Here is a 26,329-nt window from a genome sequence, read left to right on the forward strand (position 1 = left end):
AGGGACCGGGGGCACCCGAAGTTTGTGGGACAGCAATCGCACGCCTGTTCCCTGTTCCCTATATCTGGAATGGTACGGGTGGGTTGACTGGGCTACCTGGCGGGACTAGACTTTGCAAGGTTTGGGCCGATTCAGCGAAAAAGACGGCTCAAAGGCCCGTTTTATAGGGGTTTCATGATGTGCGGGGGACACGAAAGGCTTCCGGCGCATCTAAACAAATTGTGCCGCTACAGCAGGATACGGACTAGGAGGGCTTCCCCGTTTCTGGCCGGTTCCGGCAAAGCGAAAGGATTTGACGAAAGTTTATGGCTACTCTTACATCGACCGTGACATTGGACCAGGAGATTAACCCCTGGGAAGCGCAGAATGCACGGTTTGAATTCGCGGCGCGAAAGCTGAACCTGGAAGAAGGACTTTGGAAGGTACTTAGCTCGCCGTCGCGTGAGGTGATTGTTCATTTCCCCGTGATGATGGATGACGGCAGGATTGAGGTGTTTACGGGCTATCGCGTGCAGCACTCACAGGCGCGCGGGCCGGCGAAGGGCGGGATTCGGTATGCGCCGGATGTGACGCTGGATGAAGTGAGGGCGCTGGCTAGCTGGATGACGTGGAAGTGCGCGGTGGTGAATATTCCGTTTGGCGGCGCGAAGGGTGGCGTGATTTGCGACCCGGCGAAGATGAGCCGCGCGGAGCTGGAGCGCATGACGCGACGGTATACGTCGGAGATTATTGATTTCATCGGGCCGGAAAAGGATGTGCCCGCGCCGGATATGAATACGAATGAGCAGACGATGGCGTGGATTATGGACACGTACTCGATGCACATGCGGCAGACGGTGACGAGCGTGGTGACGGGCAAGCCGGTGAATATTGGCGGTAGCCGCGGACGCACGGAAGCTACGGGACGCGGCGTGATGGTGGCTTGCAATGAGAGCCTGCGCTATCTGAATTTGTCGCGGGAAGGCTGCCGCGTAATTGTGCAGGGGTTTGGAAATGTTGGCTCTAACGCTGCACGGCTACTGATGGAGAACGGGTACAAGATTATCGGCATTGCCGAGAAAGACGGCGGGCTCTATAACCCGAACGGCATCGATATCCACCAGTTGACGGAGTACAAGTATCGCAACGGCAACGTGCTTGGATTTAAAGGCGCGGAGGCGATGCCGAGCGATGAACTCATCACGATGGAGTGCGAGATCCTGGTTCCGGCGGCGATGGAGAATGTGATTACGAGCCGCAATGCGGAGCTGCTGAAGGCTCGCATTATTGTGGAAGGCGCGAATGGGCCGACTACGGCAGTGGCTGACGAGATCCTGGCAGAGAAGCGGATTTTTGTAGTGCCGGATATCCTGGCGAACTCGGGTGGCGTGACGGCGAGCTACTTTGAGTGGGTGCAGGACAGGCAGGGGTACTTCTGGACCGAGTCTGAGGTGAATGAGCGGCTTGAGACGATTCTGCGGACCAGCTTTGAGGATGTGTTGCGGTATGCCGAGGCGCATGATGTAAACAACCGCATTGCGGCGTATATGCTGGCGATTGATCGCGTGGCGTTTACGATTCGTCAGCGCGGGATCTACGCCTAGGCATTGCATGCAGCGGGTGCGCGCTTCGCGCGCCATTGTTGCGAATACCTGGGGTTGGGCGAGGCTTATGTCTCGCCCAACTTGTTTTTGGGCGGGGATGAAGTGTGGGAGAGTTCGCCGGTTGTTAGTTTTCTATTGGGAGAATCCAAGCGGAAAGAAGTGGAACCGCGACTCATGCGCTGCGTCTAAGCGAATATAGTAGTAGAGAAGAAAGCCTTCGCCCAGATTTTGGCACGATAAACGGCAGACTGCACGATAACTTTAGCTGAGATACCGCGTGAATCTACCCAACTCCATCACGATGAGCCGGATCTTGATGATCCCACTGCTGCTGTGGATGCTCTCCTCGAAGTTTCCATATGGAAGCCCGTGGCAGGAGTCTTCGGCTGCGCTGCTGTTCATTCTTGCTTCCATTACGGACGGGGTGGATGGGTACCTGGCTCGCAAGCGTGGGCAGATTACGACCATCGGCATGCTGCTGGACCCGCTGGCGGACAAGATTATGGTCACGGCGGCGCTGATTGCGCTGGTGGCTTATACACCGGATGTGGTGAAGGTGTGGATTGCCGTGGTCATCATCAGCCGCGAGTTCCTGATTTCAGGGCTGCGGTCGATTGCTTCGTCCGAGGGCTTTACGATCCAGGCGAGCGATCTGGGAAAGCTTAAGACTGTGCTGCAGATTGTCTCGGTGACGGCGGCGATTCTTTCGCATTACTGGTTCCAGTGGCAGTTTGGGCTGCTGATTATTCCCGTAAAGTGGACGGCGATTACGGGGATGTACTTTACGGTGGGCGTTTCGACCATTTCCGCGATTGATTACTTTATCGGCTTCTGGAAAAAGATTGACCGGGCGAGCGCGGACAGGCGCAGCTCGTTTGTGTTGAGCCGGAATAAGGATACGCAAGGAGCGAATTAAAGCTGCCTCTCTATCGCTGTGCGCAGGTCATTTTCTCGCTATAGATTTCAATCTGTTATTTATCTCCGTGTAATTGCCCGAGGCTAGGGTTCATCCACGATGTGGGCGTGAGCATTGTCCGTGTCGTAATTCCAAGTGGATGAGGTCTATTCTCCGATGGCAATCGATCGTCGTTCTTTTTTGGAGCTCCTAACCACGGGCGCTCTCAGCGCCGCCTTCCCTTCCAGCATTGCCCGCGCTCTTACGATTCCCGCACACAACCGGACAGGGACAATTCGCGATGTGGAGCACATCGTCATCCTGATGCAGGAAAACCGCTCCTTCGACCACTACTTTGGAACGTTGCGCGGCGTGCGCGGTTATGGCGACCCACGCGCTATCAAACTACCTTCGGGCGATCCGGTGTTCTACCAGCCGAACGGCGGCGACTACCTGCTTCCCTTTCATCCCGGCGCGCCTAGCCTCGGACTGCAGTTTATCCAGGACCTGGCGCACGACTGGACGACCACACACAATGCCTGGAACCAGGGCGTGTACGACCAGTGGGTTCCGCAAAAGGGCACGACCACGATGGCGCACATGGTGCGCAGCGATATTCCTTTTCACTATGCGCTTGCGGATGCCTTTACGATTTGCGATGCCTATCACTGCTCTCTGCTGGGGCCGACAGACCCCAACCGCTACTACATGTGGACGGGCTGGGTGGGCAACGATGGACAGGGCGGCGGCCCGGTGATTGATAACGCCGAGGCGGGCTATGGATGGTCCACCTATCCGGAGCGTCTGCAGAAGGCGGGTATTTCATGGAAGATTTACCAGGACGCCGGCGATGGCCTGACGGCTGCGGGCTTTTGGGGATGGAGCAGCAGCGATGCCTACATTGGCAATTACGGCGATAACTCGCTGCTTTATTTCCACCAGTATCAGAATGCCGCCGCGGGCAGCCCGCTGGCGAACGGGGCAAAAACCGGCACGAATATTTCGGCGGGCGGAACGCTCTTTGATGAGTTCCGCAAGGATGTGCGGTCTGGCAAGTTGCCGCAGGTCTCGTGGATTGCAGCGCCTGAGGCTTATACGGAACATCCGAACTGGCCTGCCAATTTCGGCGCGTGGTATGTCTCTCAGATGCTCGAAATTCTGACCGAAAACCCAGAGGTCTTCAGCAAGACGGTCTTTTTGCTGACCTATGACGAGAACGACGGGTTCTTCGACCATGTGCCTCCGCCGACGGTTCCTCCCAGCGATGCGCAGGGAAAATCGACGGTTGCGATTACCAACGAGCTTTTCGACGGCTCGGCGACCTATCCGGTTTCGGAGAATCCTGCGGGGCCGTATGGAATGGGCATGCGCGTGCCGATGCTGGTTATTTCGCCGTGGAGCAAGGGTGGATGGGTAAACTCGGAGGTTTTCGACCACACGTCGATCATCCGCTTCATTGAACAACGCTTTGGCCCGCACAATCCGGAACTGGTGGAACCGAACATCACTCCGTGGCGCAGGGCGGTGGCGGGTGACCTGATGTCGGCGTTTAACTTTGCCAATCCGAATGACGCGTCTGTGCCGCTGCCGAAGACAGTGGCTTATATTCCACCGGACACCGAGCGGCATCCTGATTATGTACCTGTTCCGCCGACTGACCAGGCGATGCCGCAGCAGGAGCCGGGAACACGGCTTGCGCGCGCGGTGCCGTATGAACTGGAGGTGAGCGGCAGGGCTTGGAACGGCGCATTTGAACTGACCTTTGGCAATGCCGGAAGGAAAACCGCTGTGTACCAAGTTTATGGTCCGAACGGTCCGTGGACATATACGGTGAGTCCGGGCGAAAAGCTGTCCGATGGCTTCGCGACGGATTCGCAGGGGAATTACGACCTTTCGGTTTATGGACCGAATGGCTTTCTGCGGGTGTTCAAGGGCAACCTGTCTGCGCACGACGCGGCCTCGCTGGATATTTCGGTTTCCTACCTGGCGTTTGCGGACAGCATTGCGGCAAGGATTACCAATGCCGGGCACAAGGCCGCGGAGGTGAATATCAGCGATGCGTACAGCGGAAAGAACCTCTTCCACAAGCTGCAGCCCCGCGAAACGAAGGAGCTGGAGTGGTCGCTGGCGCACACCTTTAACTGGTACGACTTTACGGTTGCGGCAGGCTCGGGCTTCCTGCGGCAGTTTGCAGGGCATGTGGAAACCGGGAAGGACAGCCGGACTGACCCTGCTATCGCGAAGACGGTTTAACGAGATGTGGGCAGCGGCTGTTTCTGTGTGTGCTGCCCGGATTTGATGGGAAATAAGGAAAAGCCCTCGCTGGTGCGAGGGCTTTTTGTTTGCGGTAGACCCGGCGTTTGGGTGTTTTTGTGAATATCCGAGAACCAAGGCAAGGAACAGCTTTGCAATAAGCCCTCCGAGTTGCTTATTGCAGGCTGGAGTCAGGCAGGAATATTGCAGTCGATCTTTGGCTAAGACAGATGGATGATTTCCATTCTTGTCTATCTGTGCGTTGAATACCGAAAGGTTCTATCACGATGGCACGGTGGAGTTTATTTTGAGCTTTGTAATGGAGTCAGCGGAAAAGCATACCTCAGGGCCTAAGGCCCGACAGATTGTGCTGTGCTGATTGCCGGGGCTAAAGCCCCGGCCTACCTTTGTACATCTGTGTGTCGATGGTCTCGTTGCAGGTCCATAGCAAAAGCCCCCGCCGGAGCGGGGACTTTGTTTGTGGCTAAAAGCTAACGCTTGCTTAGGCCATTGCGGGGACCGGCTCGGCGGCGCGGGGCGCTGCGGCTACTGCGGCGGGCGCATGTGCCGGGGCGTGGCTGCCGCGGGTGAGGCGGTGGACGAAGTGATAAGGAGGCCAAGGGCCGGAGATCTGCATCTGGCATTCCTTCATGGTGGCGGCGGTTGAGAGGAACTTGTTCTGGTAGCGCTCGACACACTTGCGCTCGATGAGGTGCGAGATGTCGAGGACCATTTTGCCGTTTTCGGCGACGCGGCAGGTTACTTCCTCATCTAGCGGGTTGAAGAGGCGGCGCATCTGGAAGCTGACGGCACGGGCGCGGGTCTGGCGTTCGCGCTGGCGGGTTGCGTTTTCGCGGAGGCTGGAGAGGTACTCGCGGCCTACGCCTTCAGCATGGGTGTACCCGGTGAGCGCCCCGGTGCAGCAGTCGTCTACAACAATCTTGATGTGCATCTCGGTTTTGCCGCGGAGCTTATCGATGTTGGAGAGGAACTGGCGCTGGTTGGAGCGGATGGACTTGCGGAGGGATTCATCCGAATCGAAGACTGTGCCGAAGCGGAATGGGAGAACTGTGGAGTGCTGAAAACAATCGGCAATGACGCGTGCATGGTCGATTCCCGATTTCTGATTCAGGTTGTCACTTGGGTTATGCTCGCTGACGACGATTGCGAGATCACTGGCTGGATAAAGGAAAACCTGGTTACCGCTGACCCCATGCACGCTCACCATGGGAACGGGTTTTCGATGTCTGGCCAACTCTGGAAATGCTTGCTTTTCACCGATGCAGTAGGCATACCATGCCATATTTATATCGCTCCCTGCGGCCGCCAATGCGTGCCGCTCATCTGTGTACTGCGGGGAATTAACTGCATGCTGCCAAAACACACGCCGGGCGGAGCGGAGAGGATTCTGCTTTCCCGATCGAAACTGTCAGGAATATAGTCCCTTGAAAATACGACTGGCAATGACCCGAAGCACTTGGTTAGCGATTGGTGGCTTGGTTTCACAAAATGGTATTTGTGTTATCAATTTTTGCGTTTGTTTTATGAAAATTACGGAAAAGTGTTTGGGATTGGGGCAGTTTTGGGGTGCAGGGTGCGAGGAAAGCAAAAACTGTTGCTGCGGCAGATGCGAGGGCTTATGCAGGTTTATTGTCTTGTTTCTTTTGCTGGTCTTGTTAGAGGTGCGGCTTGGTGGGCTCGTTGTGCGGGAATTTTCAAACGGGGTGGATGGGGGCGACCGTATACTTTTTTCATGCTGGCATTTCGTTCCTCCTTGTCCGTTGCTTTTCCTGCGCTTGTGGCGCTTGCCTTGACTGCTGCCCTGCCCCGGCAGGCTCATGCCTGGGGCGATGAAGGCCATCGCATGGTGAATCGGCTGGCCGCCTCGAACCTGCCTAAGGATGTGCCTGAGTTTTTGCGCTCGGAGAGTGCGATTCACGAGATTGAGTACCTTGGGCCGGAGCCGGATCGTTGGCGGTCACAGGCTGAGCCGGAGCTGGTTTCGACGCAGGCTCCGGAGCACTTTATTGACCTGGAGCTGGCGGATGCGCTGGGTGGGGCGCTGCCGCACAAGCGGTTTGATTTTCTGGCCAAGGCTTATGCGGCGGGGCAGAATCCCGCGAAGATTGGGTTGCAGCCGTGGGAAGCTGTGGAGGTTTGGGAGCGGCTGAAGGCGGCATTGCGGACCTATCGCCTGCTCTCTACGCAGCACAAGGAGACGCGCGAGGTTGAGGCGTCGGTGCTGTTTTATGCGGGGTGGCTGGGGCACTATGTTGGCGATGCTTCGCAGCCGCTGCATACTACGGTGCAGTACAACGGATGGACCGGGCCCAATCCGAATGGCTACACGACGGAGCACAAGATTCACTGGCAGTTTGAGGGGCTTTTTGTGCACGACAACGAGGAGACGCTGGCTGCGGACGCGAGCAAGAAGCTGACTGCGGCGCGTGTGATTGACGGCGATATCTTCGACCAGTACATGGGCTATCTGCGGCATACGGCGACATATATTGAGAAGGTTTATCAACTGGAGAGGGCCGGCGGGTTTACGGGTAAAGGCTCGGAGGAGTCGCGGGAGTTTACTTCGGAGCGGCTGGCTGCGGGCGCGAGCATGCTGCGCGACATGATTTACACCGCGTGGGTGGATAGCGGGCAGCCGGTGCCTGCGCCTAATTATGGGATGTAAGGGATTTGGTTGCAGAAAAGGCGGGAGCGATGCTCCCGCCTTTTCTGTTTGGCTTCCACTTCAGAAAAACATTGCTATGTCAGCGAGCTTACTCGCCGGCTGATGTTGATAGTTGGGCCTGAATCCAGCGGTTTACACGGGCGTCGAGGATGTCGAGCGGGAGCGCGCCGCCGGAAAGAATTTCGTCATGGAAGGTTTTGAGGTCGAACTTTACGCCTAGCTTCTCTTTGGCGCGTTCGCGCAGCTCGCGGATTTTGAGCTGGCCCAGCTTGTAGCTGCAGGCTTGACCGGGGCCGCCGATGTAGCGGTCGGTCTCGGATTGAATGGTTGGCTCGTCGATGGAATGGGATTTGCGCATGTAATCGACGACCTGGTCGCGGCTCCAGCCCATGTCGTGAATGCCGGTATCGACGACGAGGCGCACGGCGCGGAAGAGCTCGGAGCGCAGGCGGCCGTAATCGGAGCCGGGGTCTTTGTAGAAGCCGATTTCCTTACCTAGCTCTTCGGCGTAGAGTCCCCAGCCCTCGGTATAGGCGGAGTTGCCGCCGTGCTTGCGGAATTCGGGCAGGCCGGTCAGTGATTGCTGGATGGTGATTTGCAGGTGATGGCCGGGGACGCCTTCGTGATAGGCGACGGCTTCATCGTTGATGAAGCTGCGGTGTGTGGGGTCAGAGACAGCGACGGAGACGCGGCCAGGGCGCTTGCCGTCGGGAGTTCCGCCCTGATAGTGGGTGGCTGCGGCGGCCTGGAAAGGCGGAATCGGCTCGACGGTTACGGCTGTTTTGGGGAGCAGGTTGAAGAGCTCGGGCAGGCGCGGCTCCATGGCTGCGATGTACTTGCGGAAGTCTTCTACGATTTCTTCTGCGTTGGCGGGGCGGTACTTGGGGTCATTCTCAACGTGGTCGCGGAAGCTTTCTAGGTCAGCGTAGCCGTTGGCCTTCGCGAGAGCAGTCATCTCGCCGGTGATGCGAGCGACTTCCTTGAGGCCGATGTTGTGAATCTGCTCGGCGGTGAGGTCGGTGGTGGTGAAGCGGCGCAGGGCGGCCTGATAACGGCGTTTGCCGCCGCCGAGCGAGTTGACGGAGAGCGTGGTGCGGCAGTTGGGGATGTACTTGGTGCGGATGAATTCGGCGAACTGTTTATATGCCGGGAAGACTTCCTTGTTCACCGTGTTGGTGATTTCATCCGTAAGGCGCTTTTTATCGGCATCGGAGAAGCTGGCGGGGAATTTTTTGAGAGGCAGGATGTAAGGGTTGGCGGCGATGACGCCTTCGGCCTGCACGGGGATTTTTTCCGCGAGGAAGCGGACGGGGACGAGGTGGTCTTTGACGCCGGCGCTGAGCACTTCTTCGGTCTGCTGAAAGGCCTTGGGGATTTGGTGCAAGCGGGCGATGTAGTCCTCGTAGTGCTTGACGGAATCGAAGGGCATGGAGAGCGGCAGGTCGGCGAGGCGGGTGTGGATGCCACCCTGCATCTCGTACTCTTTCAGATCGTAGTCTTCGACGCGCTGTTGTAGCTCGCGGAGAAAGAGGTCGTGGGAGATGAGGTCTTGCTCGGGAAAGCCAGTGGGGTCGATGGCCTTGATGCGGGCGAGGTCGGCTACGTCGAGTTTGTGGCGGGCGGCGGGGGCGGCGAGCGAATAGTCGCCAAGCTGGTCGTTATAGCGGTAATCGCCGACGGAGGTTGCCATGGTGGGATTCATCTTGAGGCTTGTCTGCCATGATTCGTCGAAGAGGGCGTTTTGAGCGGCCAGGCGTGAGGCTACAGAGCTGGACGTCTGGGTGAGAGCGACTTGCGACACTGCGGCCAGGAACAGGGCGGAGACAGCAAGCAGTTTAGGATTCATGCGGACAAGCGTAGCAGAGGTTTTTAACTTTATCCGCAAAAATTTGACGCGGCGCATCCTGAGCTTACGCTTCGCTTAAATGTGTGGCAGAGTTTGGGGAGCCGGACGGTTATACCTGGTCGGCTTGTGCGAGGGCGGGGACGCGGCGCAGAAGCACCGTGAGCATGGCGGTGAGCAGCAGCACGAGAGGGACAGCAATCATGAGCCAGCCGAGAAGTGCCTGACCGGCCATCATGCCCATCTGCTCAAGCAAGCGCACGGAGGAGTGGCGGATAAGCTCGATGGGCGAGTGAGTGAGCATGCGGATATCGACGGCGCTGCGTGCGGCGAAGGGAGATATCCAGCCGCCGAGGCGTAGAAAAGGCACGATGAGCGCTACCTGCAGCGGCATGGCGAGGTAGTTGGCGGCTTGAATTGCCGGGAGGTTGAGCCGGAAGAGGACAGCGGCCATGGCGCAGAGGGCGGTGGGGATTCCGATGACTGGAATGCAGCCGAGCACGAAGCCCAGTGCAAGCGCGAAGGCGAGGCGGCGGGGGGCAATTCCCTGCTGCAGGGCTTGCCGCACGGCCTTTGGGGCTTGAAGTGCTTTCCAGTTGGGAAGGAAATTCCGCATCGCTACTCCCACAGTAGTGTTGATGCAGTGAATTACGCTTCAGGATGCAGTGAATCTTTCGTGACTGGAATCAAGTTGGGAATCTTTGTGCTTGTTTTGGACAGGGGAGGAGTTATAAGAGGCTGCGGCGGCGCAGTTCAGAGACGACCTGTTCGACTTTGAAGTCGAGGTCTTCGGAGCCGTCGAGCTTGAGGTCGGCGTGGATGGAAGAGGGGCGGACGTGTTCGATGCAGGCGGGGCGCACAGTTTCGGCGTACTGATGGCGCACGGATTCCTCGGTGCGGCCACGCTCGATGATGTCGCGGCGGAGACGGCGCTCGAAGCAGACTTCATCGCGGGTTTCGACGTAGACACGGAGCTGATAGAGCGGGAGCAAATCAGGATAGACGAGGGCGAAGAGGCCTTCGACGAGCAACAGCTTTGTAGGGCCGATGCGCTCGGTCTGGCCGGAGACGCGGGTGTGGGTTGCGAAGTCGTAGATGGGGCGGTCGATGGCTTCGCCGCGGGAGAGCGCGGCGACATGCTGCGCGAGGAGCGGGCTTTCGATGATGGCGGGGTCGTCGAAGTTCTGGAGAGCGCGCTCGGCGGGTGGCATGTGGGAGAGGTCGAGGTAGTAGCTGTCGAGCGGGAAATGGATGCCGTTGAAGGCGCGGGCGAGTTCGCGGGCGAGGGTGGTTTTGCCGGAGCCGGAACAGCCTGCTATCCCCAGGACTACTGTTTTTGCGGTATGGCTCACGTTCAGGATTGTGCTCCTGTGGTGAGGTGGTTGGCGATGCGCTCGGCAATTCTTGGAATAAGGCGCTTGAGTAGTGCAGCCAGCGTGTGCTCGACTTTGCGACCTGCTTCAAAGACCTCTTCGTGGCTGAGCTGGGTTTCGCTGAGGCCGGCGGCAAGGTTGGTGACGCAGGAGATGCCGAGGACTTCTATGCCCATGTGACGGGCGACGATGGTTTCCGGCACGGTGGACATGCCGACGAGCGTGGCTCCCATGGTGCGGAAGGCGCGGATTTCAGCGGGGGTCTCAAAGCTGGGGCCGGGGGTGGCGAGATAGACGCCTTCGTCCAATTGCCAGTTTTCTTCGCTTGCGGCCTGTTGCGCTAGGGCGCGGAGAGGCTTGGAGTACGTTTCCGTCATGTCGAAGAAGCGGAGGCCGGTGCCGGGCCGGGTGGCGAAGCGGGGTTCGTTGGGGCCGATGAGTGGGTTGAAGCCGAGTGCGTTGATGTGGTCGCTGAGGGCGACTAGCTGGCCGATGTGGAGGCCGGGGGCTATGCCGCCTGCGGCGTTGGTGAGCACCACGGCGCGGATGCCGGAGAGGCCGAGAACGCGCATGGGGAATGTTACCTGTTGCGGCATGTAGCCTTCGTAGAAATGCACACGGCCCTGCATGACAAGGGCGGGCGTACCATTGAGCGTGCCAGCGACGATGCGGCCGGTGTGGCCTTCCACTGTGGATTGCGGGAAGTGCGGGATTTCGGCGTAGGGAACGAAGATGGGGTTCTCTACTGCGTCGGCGACGGCGCCGAGGCCGGAACCGAGCACGATTCCGATTTGCGGCTGGAGAGAGCCGAGCCGGGACTGGAGAAATTTTGCGGCTTCTTGAACCTGGTCGTAGTAACTCATCGCCTTTGGGCTATTTTACAAGGGAGTGAACGGATGTGTGAGCAAGTCAGCAGGCCAGCGGGTCGGCAAGCCAGCGAGCGATACACTTGGGACAACACTCTTGTGGAGTTTGCTGATGAAAGAGATTGTCGCCGTTATCTTTGGGCTGGGGCTGGTTTGCAATGCGCTGCTGTTTGTGCCGCAGGTGATTGCCGTGTGGCGGAAGAAGACGGATGAGGGCGTGTCGCTGATTACCTTTGGCGGGTTCAGCGTGCTGCAGGTTATCGGGATTGTGCATGGGGTGTTTCAGCATGACTGGTCGCTCATTTTAGGCATGACGGCGAGCTTGCTGAGCTGCGGGACGGTTACGCTGCTGACGGCGTTTTACCGCATGAAGCGGCTGCAGCGCGAAGGGAGGGCGTGAGGCATGTGCCGGAATATCAAGATGCTTTTCAACTTCGATCCGCCGGTTACCGAGGCGGAGATTCATGCGGCTTCCCTGCAGTATGTGCGGAAGATTAGCGGGTTTGTGAAGCCTTCCAAGGCAAATGAAGCGGCTTTTGATGCGGCTGTGGATGAGGTTGCCGCGGCTTCTGCGCGGTTGCTTGGATCGCTGGAGACTGTGGCTCCGCATCGCAATCGCGAAGAGGAAGCGGCGAAGGCTAAGGCGCGTGGTGCGGCTCGGTTTGGGGGTTAAACGAGCGGTCCATCTCCGGCTCCAGTGCTAAACAATTAGTCTTGCGTCTTGAACTGATCCCAACCTGCGTCTTCGGTTTTTCTAGACTTTCGCGCAAATGAATACCAAATTGAACCCGTCTTGCTTGTCTCTATAGTCATCTTCTCCTTCACATGGCCACTTGGAACCACAATGAACTCGTCTAACCTCTTCTTTTGAGGGTCGCCTAGATTGACGAAAACATACATGTGAGACTCATCGCCCATTGTCTTTGCATTTGGGCTTAACAACCAAAAATTTGCATTTCCAGCATTTGTTTTTACCTGAACCGACCACGTCGTTTTGCACTGGTGATCGGTAACAAGTAAATCTGCTCCCGCAGCGCCACGTGAAGTAACAGACACAATCCAATTTCGCTTCGACAACTCAGCCGCAACTAAATACACGCCGACCATGCCGGTCATCTGACTTTTTGATGCCATTTTCCTATCCCAAAAACATTCCTGCAATTGATGCGGAGATGAGGTTGGCCATGGTTCCGGCCAGCATGGCGCGGATGCCTAGCTTCGCCAGATCGTTGCGGCGCTCGGGGACCAATGCGCCGATGCCGCCGATTTGCATTCCGATCGAGCCAAGATTCGCAAAGCCGCAGAGGGCAAAGGTGGCGATGGTGAAGGCTCGCGGGGAGAGCGTGGACTTCAACCCACCGAGTTGGATGTAGGCGATGACTTCATTGAGCGCCATGCGCGTGCCCAGCAGGTCGCCGATGGCGAGGCAGTCGTGCCACGGAACGCCGATGAGCCATGCTACGGGCGCGAAGACGAAGCCGAGGATTTGGCCGAGGCTCGATGGGAACCAGCCGAGGTGCATGTGAATCCAGCCGAGGAACATATCGAGCAATGCGACTAATGCAAGGAAGCTGATGAGCATGATGGCCACGTTCATGGCCAGCTTGCCGCCGTCGATGGTGCCGCGGGCGATGGCTCCGATGAGGTTTTCTTCCTTGTGCTGCTCGTCTTTGGGGATGACGACTTTGCCTTCTGTCGCTGGCGTTTCCGTTTCGGGCACGAGCATCTTGGCCATGAGGATGGTTCCGGGCGAGGTCATGATGACGGCGGACAGCAGGTGGCGTGCTTCGACGCCCTGCGAGATATACATGGCCATGATGCCGCCGGAGACGTGCGCCATGCCGCTGGTCATGATGGTCATTAGCTCGGAGCGTGTGGCCTTCGAGAGAAACGGGCGGATGGTAAGCGGGGCTTCGGTCTGGCCCATGAAGATGGAGGCCGCGACGTTCATGCTTTCCGCGCCGGAGATGCGCATGGTTTTGAGCATGATCCATGCAAGGGCACGGATGATGAACTGCATGAGGCCGATGTGGTACATGACCGCAAAGAACGCGGAGATGAAGATGATGGTGGGCAGGACCTGGAAGGCGAAGACAGAGCCGGATGCGGGCGCGATGAGTTTGCCGACGGCTCCGGCGCCGGGCTTGCCGAACTCCCCAAAGAGAACGTTGGTGCCGGCGTAGGTGGCGGACAGCATGCTGTTGACTACGCCGCCGGCCCAGGTCATGAACTCCTGGCCGAAGGTGAACTTGAGCACGAAGAAGGCGAAGAGCACCTGCAGGCCGAGGCCCCACGCAACGGTGCGCCAGCGGATTTTGCTGCGATTGGTAGAACCAAGCCACGCCGCCAGCAGGACGGCTGCAATGCCCAACAAGCCTGTAAATCTGTCCAAGAGGGCTCCTTCGGAGCTAGGGACTAAGGGACATAGGGACTAGGGACTAGAAAAACTGCTTGCTAGGAACATCAAATTGCGCAGAGCGTTATCGCGGAACGGAAAGCAGCTTGCGGCTTTGGACACACTGACTAGTCCCTAGTCCCTATGTCCCTTAGTCCCTGCCTTTCTGATTTACCTTAGCAAACTTGGCTAGATATTCTCCTGCTTTTTCTGCGGTGAAGGTGTGGCTGACTAACTGGCCTGCGTCGTGATTGGGCTGCTGGGCAATGTGGATAGCAGATTGGTAGAGCGCGATGGCTTCGTCGATATGTGCCTGACTGGTGCCGTAGAAGGTGGCGATGGGCTGGCCTTTTTCCACCCGCGCGCCGCGGCGGGCGTGGAAAACGATGCCTGCGTGCGGGTCTACGGGCTCACCGGCTTTCTCGCGGCCTGCGCCGGTGCGCTGCACGGCCCAGCCAATCTGCGTGGTGTCCATGGATGCGATGTAGCCGCTCTGCCATGCTGTCAGCTCGCGTGTTGCGGCGGGCTTGTGCGCGGCTTCCATGTTGTCGAAGAGGCGGATGTCGCCGCCTTGCGCTTCGACCATTTGCAGGAAGATTTTTTGTGCGGAGCCGTTGCTGAGTGCTTGCTCTGCTAGTTTGTAACCGCTCTCTGCTGTGTTGGCTTTGCCGCCGAGGTGAATCATCCATCCGGCGAGGATGAGGGAAAGCTCTCGCAGGTCTTCGCTTGCGGTGGGGCGTTCGCCGCGCAGCAACTGCATGCACTCGATTAGCTCAATCCAGTTGCCTGCGGTGCGACCCAGCGGCTGGTCCATGTCAGTGAGCAAGGCTACTGTGCGGGTGCCTGCGGCTTCCGCTGTGGCAACCATCAGTGCGGCGAGGAACTCTTCGTCTTCTCGCTTGCGGAGGAATGCGCCGGAGCCGGTTTTTACATCGAGCACTAGCGCATCAAGACCGGCTGCGAGTTTTTTGCTGAGGATGGATGCGCAGATAAGGCCGGCGTTTTCTACTGTTGCCGTGCGGTCGCGCAATGCGTAGAGGATGCGGTCGGCGGGGACCAGCTTTGGCGTCTGGCTGACGATGGATGCGCCGCACTTGCGCAGCACAGCTTCAAACTCTTCCAGCGAGAGAGCGGTGCGATAGCCGGGGATGGATTCCAATTTGTCCAGAGTTCCGCCGGTGTGGCCGAGCGCTCTACCGCTAATCATGGGAACGATGACGCCGCAGGCTGCGGCGATGGGTGCGACGAGGAAGCTTGTCTTGTCGCCTACGCCGCCGGTGGAGTGCTTGTCTACTGCTGCAACGCCAAGTGGCCTGGGGTTGAATTTTTCGCCAGAGTCGCGCATAGCCAGCGTTAAGGCGCGTACTTCATCAAGCGCGAGGCCCTTGAGCCATGCGGCCATGAGCCATGCGGCTAACTGGTCTGAGGGGATTGACTCATCTGCCGCACCTTTGACGAGGAATGCTATCTCGCGTTCGGTGAGCGTGAGGCCGTCGCGTTTTTTGCGGATGATATCTACCGCGTGAAGTGGTGTTTCCGCATTGCTGCTCATAAAAGGTTGCGCCTCACTTCAGTTTCATCTCGAAGCAGCATGGAAGCAGCTCGGCAAAGCTCATGGTTCGCGTGCCTTCTGAAGAGGGGAAGATGACCGGAGCGTCCGGATCTGCAAACTCGGCGAGCATCTGGCGACATGCACCGCAGGGTGGGCTGGCGGCTTCGTTGAGGTTCGCTACGGCAACTGCATGGATGCGAATTGTGGGACCGAACTCCGCGATGGCACGCACCAGTGCGGAGCGCTCGGCGCACATTGTGAGGCCGTAGCTTACGTTCTCTACGTTGGTGCCTGTAACGATGGAGCCGTTGTCCAGCCTGATTGCCGCGCCTACACGGAAATGCGAGTAGGGCGAATAAGAATGCTTCGCTACGCGGCGCGCTGCTTTGACCAGCAGGTCCAACTCTGCTTCGTTGACCGAATTGTTCTCCACGCTCTGCATGAGAATTTGAGGCTAGCACAGTTGGCGTGACTCATTCTGCGACGGTGCAACTTCTAATTACCTGTTCACAAACTCGCGCGTACCTGTTTTCCGCGCATGCTGCTCTGTTTTCGCTCAAGTTGGCGGGTATCCCTCCGATAAACGGTATTGAGTCTCAACACTACGCCTGCCTGAACGAGTGAACCCATGGATGAGTTGACGAGGGAGTTTCTAATTGAAAGCCAGGAAGGGCTGGACCGCATGGAGCGGTGCCTGACCGACCTTGAAGGCCGACCGGACGATAAAGAACTGTTGTCTGAGATCTTCCGCTCGGTGCATACCATTAAAGGCACTACGGGATTCCTTGGGTTCAAGCGGCTGGAGAAGCTGGCGCACTCGGGCGAAAACCTGCTTGGGCTTTTGCGCGATGGCAAGCTGACCGCTGAGCCGCACATTGTTACCGGGTTGCTGCAACTGCTGGATGGGCTGCGCTCGATTCTTCGCATTGTGGAAGAGACAGACGGCGAAGGCGAGGACAGTGACGGCGAACTGATTGCCCGGCTCGATGAGTTGCAAAAGCCGGCGGCTGCTCTGGATGCGTCAACGGCGGGGCTTGCTTCTTCACAGGTGATGAATCCGCTGCTGCTTGCAATTGAGCAGGCCAAGAAACAGGCGGAGGCCTCTGCGGTCAAGCAACTGCCGCAACTGACGAAGGTTGCTGTGACTGAAGCGGCGAAACCCGCCCCAGTCGCGGCTTCCGCGCAACCGGCACAGACTGCAAATGCAAACGCGAACTCCGCTGCGGAAAGCACGTTGCGTGTGGATGTGGCGCTGTTGAACCAGATGATGAACCTTGTGGGCGAGTTGGTGCTGACACGCAACCAGGTTCTGCAGGCTACCGCAGCCGACCCAAAGATGACGCTGCTTTCACGGCGGCTGGATATGGTAACGGCGGATTTGCGCGAGTCCGTAATGAAGGCGCGCATGCAGCCGGTTTCCAATATCTTTTCCAAGATGCCGCGCATTGTGCGCGACCTTTCGCAGCAGCTCGGCCGCAAGGTTCGGTTGGAGATGGAAGGGCAGGATACGGAGCTTGATAAGAGCTTGCTGGAAGCTATCAAGGACCCGCTCACGCATGCGGTGCGTAATTCTCTCGACCACGGCATTGAGCCGCCAGAGAAGCGCATGGCTGCCGGGAAGCATGCGGAAGGCACGCTGAAGCTGCGCGCGGCGCAGGAAGGCAGCCATGTGGTGATTGAGGTCTCCGATGATGGCGCGGGGATTTCACCGGAGAAGGTTCGCAACAAGGCAATTGAACGCGGGCTTATTACGGCAGAAGCTTCTGCGCATCTGCCGGAGCGCGAACTGCTGAACCTTATCTTTCTGCCGGGGTTTTCTACTGCCGCTGCTGTGACCAGTGTGAGCGGGCGCGGCGTTGGTATGGATGTAGTGAAGACCAACGTGGAAAAGATTGGCGGCAAGGTGGAGATTGAGTCGCGCATGGGCAAAGGCACCACGCTGCGGCTGCGTATTCCATTGACGCTGGCGATTATTCCCGCCCTGATTGTGCGCTCGCTTGAGCAGAGCTTTGCGGTGCCGCAGGGCGCGCTCTCGGAGCTTGTGCATGTTTCGGCTGAGAACGTTGCTGGCTCGATTGAGTGGATGGATAATGCGCCGCTCTATCGTTTGCGCGGGCAGTTGTTGCCGCTTGTTTTTCTTGACCGCATGCTGACGAAAGGTAAGGGAGGGCGCGGGCTTGAAGGGCGCGATGTCTTCATTGCCGTTCTTGATGTGGATGGGCGCAGGTATGGACTCATCATCGATAGCCTTGCCGACCCGGAAGAGATTGTTGTGAAACCGTTGAGCGCGGTGCTGAAGGATATTGGGCTTTACTCCGGTGCTACGGTGCTGGGCAATGGCGACCTCGCGCTGATTCTTGATCCAGGCGCGATTGCTGCTAAGGCTGGCGTGAGCATGAGCACGGAAGAGGCAGAGATGCAGCTTGAAGAAGCTGCGCAGGAAGAGGATCACGGCACAGAGTATCTACTTGTGGAAGTGATGCAGCGGCGCGCTGCGGTGCAGCTCTCGGATGTGTTGCGGATTGAGCAGGTGCCCTTCTCTCGCATTGAGTACATGGGCATGCGCCCGGTGCTCAACTTTGACGGACAGCTTCTGCCTGTAGAAGATGCGGGCGGTATTTTGCAGCAGGCGCATGGTGAGATGCAGCTCATCATTGTTGTCTGCCGCGATGGCAATCGGCAGGTGGGAGTGGCTGTTAGCAATGTTCTGGATGTTGCGGCGGGCAGCGAGTTGTTTGAGTCCGGAGCGGCACAGGCTGCGCCAGGCGTCACGCTGCTCAAAGACCGCGTGACGAACATTGTGGACCTTGGCAGTGTGGCTCCGCTTGAGATGCAGCAGGCCACGGAATCGTGGGAATCGTATAGCCCGGCATTTGTGGAGAGCGCAGGATGAGCACACAGGCATCGCAGAAACACGCCGCGGCCTCGCAAACAGCGGAGGTCTGCTCCTTTCACCTTGGAGATGGGCTTTTTGGATTACCCATCTCTCACATTCTTGAAATTGTTGGCGGAGCCAGGCCGGAGAATGTGCCGCTTGCACCGTCCTTTGTTGGCGGGCTGGTACATTATCGCGGGGATGTGTTGACGGCTGTCAGCGCACGCAAGCTGCTTGATATGCCGCCGCTGGAAGGCAAGATGCCGGACCTGCTGGTAGTCGAGGGCGCGAACGGATGTTTTGGCCTGCTTGTGGATTCCGTGCGCGAGGTGCTTACCGTGGAGCAGGAATGCTTTGAACAGAATCCGTCTACGGTGCATGAGCGCTCGAAGGAGCTGTTTGCGGGTGCGTACAAGCTGAAGGACAAGCTGATGGTGATATTGAATCGCGAGTGCATCGACCCGCTTGAACTTGCGAAGGTCAACTAGAGCACGAGGGGCCTGGAGAGTTTATGCGAGCGCTTATCGTTGATGATTCCCGCTTTATTCGCATGCACCTGCGCGGCCTGCTCGCGCTGCGCGGAATTGAATGTGCCGAGGCTGCCGATGGCATGCAGGGGCTTGAGGCATTGCGCAACTCCGCGCCGTTTGATTTTGCGCTGCTTGACTGGAATATGCCGGGCATGACGGGACTCGACATGCTGAAGCGCATGCGCGCTGAGGGCTTCACTTCCGTGAAGGTGCTGATGGTGACCACGGAAGATGAGAACGACCACATTCTGCGCGCACTGGAAGCAGGTGCGGATGAGTACCTGATGAAGCCATTTGAAGAAGAGGCGCTAACCGATAAGCTCGCGATGCTGGGCCTGGTGGAGGCGTAAGATGCCTGGGCCTCCTGGAGTGCTGCGCACACGTGTCCTTATTGTGGATGACTCGGCGGTGATGCGCAGCTTGCTGCGCTTTGTTGTTTCCAAAGAGCCTGCCTTGGAAGTAGCCGGAACCGCGTCTGATGGACGTTCTGCGTTGAATGCGCTTGGCATGCTGAAGCCGGATATTGTGCTGCTGGATGTGGAGATGCCCGTGATGGATGGGCTTGCCACGTTGAAGGCAATGCGTGAGCGCGCACCGAAGCTGCCTATCATTATGTGCAGCGCGCTGACGCAGCGCGGCGCTACGGTGACGATTGAAGCGCTTGCGGCGGGTGCATCGGATTATGTTGCCAAGCCTGCAGGGCAGGAGAATCGCGAAGCCGCTACACTGGCGCTTACGCGGGAACTGATTCCGAAGATTCGTGCGTTGACGGCACGGCGTAGTGCCAATTTTGCTGCCAGGTTAGAGCGCTTGCCTTACAAGCAAGTGGTCCAATCTGGCATGGTTCCTGCACGCCCTATTGCGCGGCGGACTGCGCCGGCGGTGCTGGCAATTGGTGTTTCTACGGGAGGGCCAGCGGCGCTCGACATTCTGCTGCCTGCGCTGCCTGCTTCGTTTCGATTGCCTGTGCTGATTGTGCAGCACATGCCGGAGATATTTACGCGCCAGCTTGCGGAGCGGCTTAACACGCGCTGTCCGCTGCATGTTTGCGAAGCGGAAGAGGGCTTGCCTGTGACAGCAGGCAACGTCTACATTGCGCGGGGCAACTGGCATATGCGGCTGCTGCATGGGGCGGCGCATGGGACACCTCCGGCGCTGCATCTTACGCAGGAGCCGCAGGAAAATCATTGCAGGCCCGCGGTGGATGTTTTGTTTCGCTCGGTTGCACAGATTTATGGGGCATCCACGCTGGCCGTGATGCTGACCGGCATGGGCTACGACGGGCTGGCCGGATGCCGCATGCTGCATCAACTTGGCGCAACCATCCTTGCGCAGGATGAAGCTACCAGTGCTGTATGGGGCATGCCGGGCTCGGTTGTTCATGCAGGGCTTGCGCATGCAGTTTTGCCGCTTCCTATGCTTGCGCATGAGATTTTGCGCATCACACAGACTTCCTATACAGAAGCTCAGCCACTTCATGAAAAGGCGGTATAGCGTGGAATCCGTTACCAACGCATCTTTTCCGCCCAGTGCGCAATCGGGCCCCGGTCATGACTTGCAGCGTTCTGCTGATTTCGACTATCTGCGCGAGATGGTGCAATCGCTTTCGCATAATGTTCTCGACCCCTCACGCGATTATCTTTTTGAGACGCGGCTGGCACGGCTATTGCGCAATTACGGCATGCGCAGCATTCGAGAGCTTGTCGAGAAGCTGCGTGCGCACAAAGATGCCTCGCTTGAGCATGCCGTAGCTGAGGCCATGACCATCAATGAGACCAGCTTCTTTCGCGATGGGCGCCCCTTTGAACTGATGCGCACGCAGTTGTTGCCCTCCTTGATTGAGAAGCGGCAGAAGACGCGCCGACTGCGCTTCTGGTCGGCTGCGTGCTCTACGGGGCAGGAGGCTTATTCGATTGCCATGCTGCTGCGCGAGCACTTTGCGCACCTTGGCATGTGGGATATTCGCATTGAAGGAACGGACTTTACCGCGGAGGTGGTGGCACGGGCTGCGGCGGGACGCTATCAGCGCATTGAGATTAACCGCGGCCTGCCTGCGCGGAGCCTTGTTCAGTTTTTTGACCACGCGGGAGAGGAGTGGATTGTGAAGCCTGAACTGCGGCAGATGTGCAGCTTTCGCAGGGCGAATCTCTGCAGGCTGCCGCTTCCCTTCCTTGAAAAATTCGATATTATCTTTTTGCGTAACGTGATGCTTTATTTTTCGCATGAGACGCGGCGCAAAGTGCTTGCCGAGGCGCATCGCTTGCTGGCTCCGGATGGCGTGCTTTTTCTTGGGTCGAGCGAACAGCCTTCGGATATGTCGTTGTGGAATCCGATTCTTACGGGCGGGACTTGCCACTATACGCCTAAGCAGAGCGCATAGCTTTGGGCTGTTTTTCAGGGAGCGATTGTACGAACTCGATTGCAGAAGCAATCAGCTTGCGGCGCAGTGCGTCGTCTCCACAAGCGTCGATGGTGGCGCGAACCCAGCCGCGCATACGTTTTTCACGCATCTTCATGGGGATAACTCCGGGCAGCTTGAGCGCCCATGCTTCGTTGGCTTCGCCGATGCGGGCAAGCATGCCGACGTTACGCGCGCCGAGCAGCAGTTTGCCATCGAGCAGCCATGCCCAGCCGCCGAACATTGCTTTGCCGCTTATGCCGGAGATGCCGTCGAGATCGTCATTGATGATGGTTTCGAGGCCCTTGTCGCGTGGCATTGGCTTGTTCTCCTCGCGTGTTGCATTACGATTCGAGCAGTTGCTTGACTGCTTCATGCAGACGTTCGGTTATCTGCACTTCAGTTGCGTCGTGCGCGAAGGTTATTGGCTCTCCTACTCGGACTTCAATCTTGCCGGAGCGGAACCAACCTCTTCCCTGCTGCTTTAGCTCGCCTATTCCGCGCAATGCTACGGGAAGTACGGGGACATTCGATTGCTTCGCGAGCAGGCCGATCCCCTGACGGAATGGGGCAAGCGTGCCTGTTGCCGAGCGCGTGCCTTCCGGAAAGACGAGCACGCTGTAGCCACGGTCTAGCGCTTCGCCAGCGTGCGCGAAGCTGCGCTGGAAGTCACGCGAGCGCGGCAACGGGAAGACGTTGTAGAGCGCGGTGAGCAGGAACCATGCCAGCGGGCCGAAGGGCGTGAACTGCTGATAGCGCGGGCCGCGATTTGGGTTGCGCCAGTTGCGATAGTCGTCGAGCATTTCGCCGGACATGGCCGAGGCCATGTGGCGGCTGAGCTTGCCAGGGAGCGCGTATTGCACGAGGGGGCCGTCGTAGGTGCTGACGTGGTTGGCGATAATCAGCATGGGGCCGGAGTGGGCGGCGAGCAACTCCAGATTGTGCGGCATGGTGACTTTGGGCGCACCGAGCAGCCATGTTAGCGGCCTTGCAATCGTCTCCTGAAAGAAGGCGCGCACCACGCGCACTGGCCGCGACCATGGCCAATGCGGATAGATGTAGGTTCGCGATTTTGGCTCGACTGCTGCGGGAGCTGTGGCCGTTGCGGTTTGTATATTGGCGGCGAATTCCGTTGGGAGTGGGGCTGCGTCGCTTGCAGAGCCGCCGCCTACCAGTGCGCGCAGGTCGCCTAGTGTTTGCACATCTTCCAGCAGGCCGCTTTCCGGCGACATGCCTAGTTTCTGCTCGATTGCCGCGGCGAGTTGCACGCGGCCCAGGCTGTCGAGATGCAGGTCTTCGTCAAGGCGTAGTTCATCGCCGGCAGTGTGCGGCGTTTCTCCGGTGATATGCACGATGAGTTGCAGAAGCCAGTCCGATGTGGCGGCGAAGGCTACATCCGGGCGTATGCCGAGGCGTGCTGCTTCCACGCCATGAACCCATTCGGCTACGGCTTTGCGGCGAACTTTTCCGGTGGAGGTACGCGGCAGGTCAGGCTCGGGCCATAGCAGCCAGCGGCGTATGCGCTGGAAGTCGGCTAACCTGGTGTTGGCTTGTGCGATTACGTCCGCTGCTCCCTCTGCCGCGCCGCGCATGGCGAGGACTGCGCATGGCTCGGGGCCTTGCTGCGTTTCCAGCGCGACGACTGCACAGGATGCTACGCCGAGTTGTTCTTCGATGACGGCTTCGAGGTCTTCCGGATGAATGTTGACGCCGGATGCGGTGACGATGACTTCGCTTTTGCGGCCAAGGAATTTCAGTTCGCCGGTTTGTTGGGTTTCGGCGAGGTCTCCGGTTGCGAGCCACTCGCTTTCGCGCTGGCGAAGCTGGCCGCCGGACCATGTGGCTGTCGAAATCATGGGGCCTTTGACGAGGACTTCTCCGTCTGCACCGATTTTGACTTCGCGACCGGGGAGCGGCTTGCCGATGGTTCCCTTTGCGACGTGGAAGGGATGATTGAGCGTGATGAGCGCAGTGGTCTCGGTCATGCCGTAGCCCTGCACGACGACGAAGCCGAGAGCGTTCCAGAACTCTTCGACAGCGGGAGCGAGCGCACCGCCGCCGGAGATGAGCGCCCAAAACTTGAAGCCCACGGTGCGATGCACGTCGCGGAACCACATCCATTTTTTCCAGCCTAGCTTGCCTGCGGATTTGCCTTTTGCCTGCGCTAAGCGGTCGGTGAGGTCTGGGATGGTGGCTTCAAGATGAGTTTTGAGCAGTGCAAAGACGCGGGGGACGGCGGCGAGGACAGATATGCGCTCGCGCTGGATGGTTTCGATGAGGCGCTGGGCGACGAGGCGGCTTTCAAAATGCACTTCGGTGCGGAAGATGGGGGGAATCCAGAGGCCCATGGTCTGGCCGAAGACGTGGCTCAGCGGCAGCGTGTGAAGGAAGCGCACTGGATGCACGTATTTTTCGTAGCGGAGATATTTTTGCGCGGCGTCTTCAATGGGGCCTACGCTTGCGAGCACGTTGCCGTGCGTGAGAACTACGCCCTTGGGCTCGCCGGTAGTGCCGGAGGTAAAGAGGATTTGCAGCGGGGTTTCGCGGCTCAGGCTTTCGATAGCGCCAAGCTCGTTGCCTGGCATCATGGTTAGCCAGTTGTCGAAGACGATGTGCGGGAATGTGGTGGGGAGCTGCTTGAGCAGCGCGGCGTCGCCGACGGCTAGTTTGGGCTGTACGTCTGCGGCTACGCGGGTGGCGAAGTCCGCGCTGCCGTAGGCGTCGAGGGGAACGGCCAGAACGCCACGCAGGATGCAGCCGTGCATGGCTGCGATCCATTCGGCGGAGTTTTCTCCCCAGAGAAGAACGCGGTCGCCGGGGCGCACGTCCTGCGCTGCCAGCAACGCGGCAAAGCGCCGGGCAAGATGCGCAATCTCGCCGTAGGTTGTGGCGCGACGGCGGTTGCCTTCCATGCGCACCACGGCTGTCTCGTGCGCATAACGGAGAAAATCGTCAACAAGTGTACCCAGATGCTCGCGCATAGCTTCGCTGCATCATGGTAGCGTGTGAAGCCCTGGTTGTGGGAGGACGGGAGGCGGGAGAGCTGGCGGTATGGATATCCCAGGTCCCCAACTGCAAGGACCTGGGCACCCACGGTATGGGTTTCCCGCCCTTCTGCAAAAAACGCAGAAGGATGGGGTACGGGGCTTTGGTGCGGACTAGTCGCCTGCGCCGATTTCCTGCGCGAGGGTGTCGGTTATGCCGGATTCACGCGCTGCCTGTGCTTCTTCGAGCATCTGCTGGTCGGCGAAGCGATAGCCCACGTAGATGTCCGTGAGCAGGTAGAGCGGGTGCGCGGGGTCGTCTTCCAGCTTTTTGCGAAGCTGGCGAACAAAGGTGCGCAGATACTCGACTTCTTCGCGGCAGTCCGCGCCCCATACGGCGGTCAGCAAGCGTGCATAGGTAACAACGCGACCTGCGCGGCTCATGAGGCAGTGGAGAATGTCGAATTCCTTGCGGGTGAGGTGAATGGGCTGGCCGCGCTTGGTGACAAGGCGGCGCGGCGGATTGAGGCGGATATTGCCAATCTCAATGGGAGCGTCGTCGGGGCGCTGCGGCTGGTGCACGCGACGTACGGTGGCCTTCATGCGGGCCACGAGCTCACGCACGCTGAAGGGCTTGGTCACGTAGTCGTCCGCGCCGGCTTCGAGGGCGTGAACTTTTTCGTCCTCGGTGTCGCGCACGGTGAGCATGAGCACGGGCAAGCGCGGAGAGGCTGCGCGAATACGCCGCAGCGTCTCCAGACCGCCGATTCCGGGCATGTTTACGTCAAGCAACACTACGTCATACGGCTCGGCGCGCAGCATTTCCAGCGCGATTTCGCCACGTGAAGCTTCGGCCACCTCAAAGCCCAGCTCGGCCAGCGAGGGACGGAGCGCCCGCCGGATTGCCGGTTCATCATCCACAATCAAAACGCGCAGTGCTGCCTGCGTCTGTGTCATAGAGCCCTACTCCTCTCGTGTAGTACATCTCTTTCGTTTTGGGGAATCAAAGGGATTGCTGCAAAAAACGTGGTGCCTTCTCGCTCTCCGCTGGCTACCCAGACGGAGCCGCCATGTGCCAGTGCGGCGCGCTTGGCTACGGAAAGCCCGATGCCTGTGCCTCCGGCCATGGCCACGCCAGACGCCGACCGGAAGAAGCGATCGAAGACGCGCTCGCGGTCTGCCTGCGGAATGACAGGGCCAAAGTTCTGCACGGAGAAAATCACTTCCTCTCCTACCTGCTCGGCGCGCATGACAATGGGCGTGCCGACATCGGAATACTTGCAAGCGTTTTCAACGTATTGCGTGAGCATGAGCGAAACCAGCTGGCGGTCGCAGAGGACCGGAATCTCTTCTTTCGGAATTTGAAGCTGTGCATCGGCAGTGCGCTCTCCGAGCAGCGACCATGCTTCTTCCATCAGCGCGGCTACAGGAACCGAGGCTACCTGCAGCTCGTAGGCCAGCTTTCTGTCGTCGCTCTCGGCCAGCCGGGCGGTGCGCAGCAGGCGGGTAGTCAGTTCACTGAGGCGTTGCGCCTGCTCATCTATGAGAGCGACGAGCTCAGACTGGCCGGGGGAGAGCTGACGCATCTCCTGCAGGCCGCTGGCTGCCGCACGGATTGCCGTGAGCGGCGTTTTGTAAGCATGGGCGAGGCCGTCGAGCACAGCGGTGCGCATGCGCTCGGCTTCGCGCTCGGCTTCGATGCGGCTTTCATTGGCCGTGGCGCGGTAGCGGTCAAAGGTGATTGCCACCAGGTCGGCGATGGCGTCGCCTGTCATGGCGCTGATTTCGCCACGCATGACGAGACTACCTACGGGAACCGAGCCAAGATGCAGCACGCGGCGGCTGATGCCGGTTGTGGGGTCGTCCGAGGTGGTTTCAAAGAGGTAGACGTTCTGCGCCAGCTCGCTGGGATCAATGCCCCACTCGCCCGCTTTGTAAACGGCGTGCAGGTCGCGGTCAAAGATGGCGACTGCTTCCGGCGCAAAGATTTCGTGAATCAGCTCGACGAGCTTCGGTCCCGGCTCCTCATGCAGGTCAATATGCAACGTACATCGCGTGAGCGTGTAGAGGTTGCGCATCTCCTGTTCGGCGGAGTT

Annotated in this window: 24 protein-coding genes; 11 read left to right on the forward strand and 13 right to left on the reverse strand. The window is 58.8% G+C overall.

The genetic code is table 11. From position 1 onward, the window contains the following. Nucleotides 1–305 precede the first annotated feature (305 nt). The 3 genes from AC5S3R_RS10600 to AC5S3R_RS10610 all read left to right on the forward strand — a co-directional run bounded on the left by AC5S3R_RS10600 (nt 306) and on the right by AC5S3R_RS10610 (nt 4,731). A complete protein-coding gene (locus AC5S3R_RS10600) occupies nt 306–1,583 on the forward strand; it encodes a Glu/Leu/Phe/Val family dehydrogenase (RefSeq protein WP_494267008.1) in 1,278 nt (425 codons plus the stop codon). A 277-nt stretch (nt 1,584–1,860) separates the two neighbouring features. Further along, nucleotides 1,861–2,499: a CDP-diacylglycerol--glycerol-3-phosphate 3-phosphatidyltransferase gene (gene pgsA / locus AC5S3R_RS10605; protein WP_494267009.1), complete on the forward strand. Its 639-nt coding sequence runs from the start codon at nt 1,861–1,863 to the stop codon at nt 2,497–2,499. Between the two features lie 156 nt (nt 2,500–2,655). Next, complete coding sequence (locus AC5S3R_RS10610) at nt 2,656–4,731, forward strand: phosphocholine-specific phospholipase C (RefSeq protein ID WP_494267010.1); 2,076 nt, start codon at nt 2,656–2,658, stop codon at nt 4,729–4,731. 502 nt (nt 4,732–5,233) lie between these two features. Here the strand turns inward: AC5S3R_RS10610 and AC5S3R_RS10615 are convergent. Beyond that, nucleotides 5,234–6,034 (reverse strand): GvpL/GvpF family gas vesicle protein, encoded by an 801-nt coding sequence (locus tag AC5S3R_RS10615; protein WP_494267011.1) that lies wholly within the window; start codon nt 6,032–6,034, stop codon nt 5,234–5,236. 450 nt (nt 6,035–6,484) lie between these two features. Here AC5S3R_RS10615 and AC5S3R_RS10620 point away from each other — a divergent pair, with 450 nt between their 5' ends. Continuing rightward, the gene (locus tag AC5S3R_RS10620) at nt 6,485–7,417 is read left to right on the forward strand and encodes a S1/P1 nuclease (RefSeq protein WP_494267012.1); all 933 of its coding nucleotides are present in this window, start codon (nt 6,485–6,487) and stop codon (nt 7,415–7,417) included. 88 nt (nt 7,418–7,505) lie between these two features. On the opposite strand, the gene AC5S3R_RS10625 is transcribed toward AC5S3R_RS10620, so the two are convergent. The 4 genes from AC5S3R_RS10625 to AC5S3R_RS10640 form a co-directional block, all read right to left on the reverse strand. After that, nucleotides 7,506–9,263, reverse strand: a complete 1,758-nt coding sequence (locus tag AC5S3R_RS10625; protein WP_494267013.1) for a DUF885 domain-containing protein — start codon at nt 9,261–9,263, stop codon at nt 7,506–7,508. 109 nt (nt 9,264–9,372) lie between these two features. Continuing rightward, entirely contained in the window at nt 9,373–9,876 is a 504-nt protein-coding gene (locus AC5S3R_RS10630) for a DUF2062 domain-containing protein (RefSeq protein ID WP_494267014.1), read from the reverse strand. A gap of 112 nt (nt 9,877–9,988) precedes the next feature. Then, entirely contained in the window at nt 9,989–10,612 is a 624-nt protein-coding gene (locus AC5S3R_RS10635; protein WP_494267015.1) for a uridine kinase family protein, read from the reverse strand. A 2-nt stretch (nt 10,613–10,614) separates the two neighbouring features. Continuing rightward, nucleotides 10,615–11,496: a purine-nucleoside phosphorylase gene (locus tag AC5S3R_RS10640; protein WP_494267016.1), complete on the reverse strand. Its 882-nt coding sequence runs from the start codon at nt 11,494–11,496 to the stop codon at nt 10,615–10,617. Between the two features lie 115 nt (nt 11,497–11,611). Here AC5S3R_RS10640 and AC5S3R_RS10645 point away from each other — a divergent pair, with 115 nt between their 5' ends. Continuing rightward, complete coding sequence (locus tag AC5S3R_RS10645) at nt 11,612–11,899, forward strand: PQ-loop domain-containing transporter (RefSeq protein WP_494267017.1); 288 nt, start codon at nt 11,612–11,614, stop codon at nt 11,897–11,899. A gap of 3 nt (nt 11,900–11,902) precedes the next feature. After that, the gene (locus AC5S3R_RS10650; protein ID WP_494267018.1) at nt 11,903–12,172 is read left to right on the forward strand and encodes a DUF2277 domain-containing protein; all 270 of its coding nucleotides are present in this window, start codon (nt 11,903–11,905) and stop codon (nt 12,170–12,172) included. 35 nt (nt 12,173–12,207) lie between these two features. On the opposite strand, the gene AC5S3R_RS10655 is transcribed toward AC5S3R_RS10650, so the two are convergent. From AC5S3R_RS10655 to cdd, 4 genes are all read right to left on the reverse strand, one after another. Further along, complete coding sequence (locus AC5S3R_RS10655; protein WP_494267019.1) at nt 12,208–12,633, reverse strand: hypothetical protein; 426 nt, start codon at nt 12,631–12,633, stop codon at nt 12,208–12,210. Nucleotides 12,634–12,637: 4 nt separating this feature from the next. Beyond that, nucleotides 12,638–13,891 carry a NupC/NupG family nucleoside CNT transporter gene (locus AC5S3R_RS10660; RefSeq protein WP_494267020.1) on the reverse strand — a complete coding sequence of 418 codons (1,254 nt, stop codon included), beginning with the start codon at nt 13,889–13,891 and terminating at the stop codon, nt 12,638–12,640. Nucleotides 13,892–14,045: 154 nt separating this feature from the next. After that, on the reverse strand, nt 14,046–15,446 hold the full coding sequence (locus tag AC5S3R_RS10665; protein ID WP_494267021.1) for a thymidine phosphorylase: 1,401 nt from the start codon (nt 15,444–15,446) through the stop codon (nt 14,046–14,048). A gap of 13 nt (nt 15,447–15,459) precedes the next feature. Further along, the gene (gene cdd, locus AC5S3R_RS10670) at nt 15,460–15,888 is read right to left on the reverse strand and encodes a cytidine deaminase (protein ID WP_494267022.1); all 429 of its coding nucleotides are present in this window, start codon (nt 15,886–15,888) and stop codon (nt 15,460–15,462) included. Nucleotides 15,889–16,074: 186 nt separating this feature from the next. Here cdd and AC5S3R_RS10675 point away from each other — a divergent pair, with 186 nt between their 5' ends. Genes AC5S3R_RS10675 through AC5S3R_RS10695 form a run of 5 tightly spaced genes read left to right on the forward strand, consistent with a single transcriptional unit; the run spans nt 16,075 to nt 21,231 of the window. Continuing rightward, nucleotides 16,075–18,339, forward strand: coding sequence for a chemotaxis protein CheW (locus tag AC5S3R_RS10675; protein ID WP_494267023.1), 2,265 nt, complete (start codon nt 16,075–16,077; stop codon nt 18,337–18,339). Further along, entirely contained in the window at nt 18,336–18,809 is a 474-nt protein-coding gene (locus tag AC5S3R_RS10680; protein ID WP_494267024.1) for a chemotaxis protein CheW, read from the forward strand. The genes AC5S3R_RS10675 and AC5S3R_RS10680 overlap by 4 nt, the downstream gene beginning before the upstream one ends. Before the next feature lie 23 nt (nt 18,810–18,832). Continuing rightward, on the forward strand, nt 18,833–19,201 hold the full coding sequence (locus tag AC5S3R_RS10685; RefSeq protein WP_494267025.1) for a response regulator: 369 nt from the start codon (nt 18,833–18,835) through the stop codon (nt 19,199–19,201). A gap of 1 nt (nt 19,202) precedes the next feature. Continuing rightward, nucleotides 19,203–20,345, forward strand: a complete 1,143-nt coding sequence (locus AC5S3R_RS10690) for a protein-glutamate methylesterase/protein-glutamine glutaminase (RefSeq protein WP_494267026.1) — start codon at nt 19,203–19,205, stop codon at nt 20,343–20,345. After that, on the forward strand, nt 20,329–21,231 hold the full coding sequence (locus AC5S3R_RS10695; RefSeq protein ID WP_494267027.1) for a CheR family methyltransferase: 903 nt from the start codon (nt 20,329–20,331) through the stop codon (nt 21,229–21,231). The genes AC5S3R_RS10690 and AC5S3R_RS10695 overlap by 17 nt, the downstream gene beginning before the upstream one ends. On the opposite strand, the gene AC5S3R_RS10700 is transcribed toward AC5S3R_RS10695, so the two are convergent. The 4 genes from AC5S3R_RS10700 to AC5S3R_RS10715 all read right to left on the reverse strand — a co-directional run. After that, complete coding sequence (locus tag AC5S3R_RS10700; protein WP_494267028.1) at nt 21,215–21,568, reverse strand: TfoX/Sxy family protein; 354 nt, start codon at nt 21,566–21,568, stop codon at nt 21,215–21,217. The genes AC5S3R_RS10695 and AC5S3R_RS10700 overlap by 17 nt on opposite strands. Before the next feature lie 25 nt (nt 21,569–21,593). Continuing rightward, nucleotides 21,594–24,230: an AMP-binding protein gene (locus AC5S3R_RS10705; protein WP_494267029.1), complete on the reverse strand. Its 2,637-nt coding sequence runs from the start codon at nt 24,228–24,230 to the stop codon at nt 21,594–21,596. Nucleotides 24,231–24,407: 177 nt separating this feature from the next. Next, entirely contained in the window at nt 24,408–25,190 is a 783-nt protein-coding gene (locus AC5S3R_RS10710; RefSeq protein WP_494267030.1) for a response regulator transcription factor, read from the reverse strand. Further along, nucleotides 25,187–26,329: sensor histidine kinase (locus tag AC5S3R_RS10715; protein ID WP_494267031.1), on the reverse strand; the 1,143-nt coding region annotated here is incomplete at its 5' end. The genes AC5S3R_RS10715 and AC5S3R_RS10710, both read right to left, overlap by 4 nt.

It is taken from the genome of Occallatibacter sp. FHG110214_02, assembly GCF_059115385.1.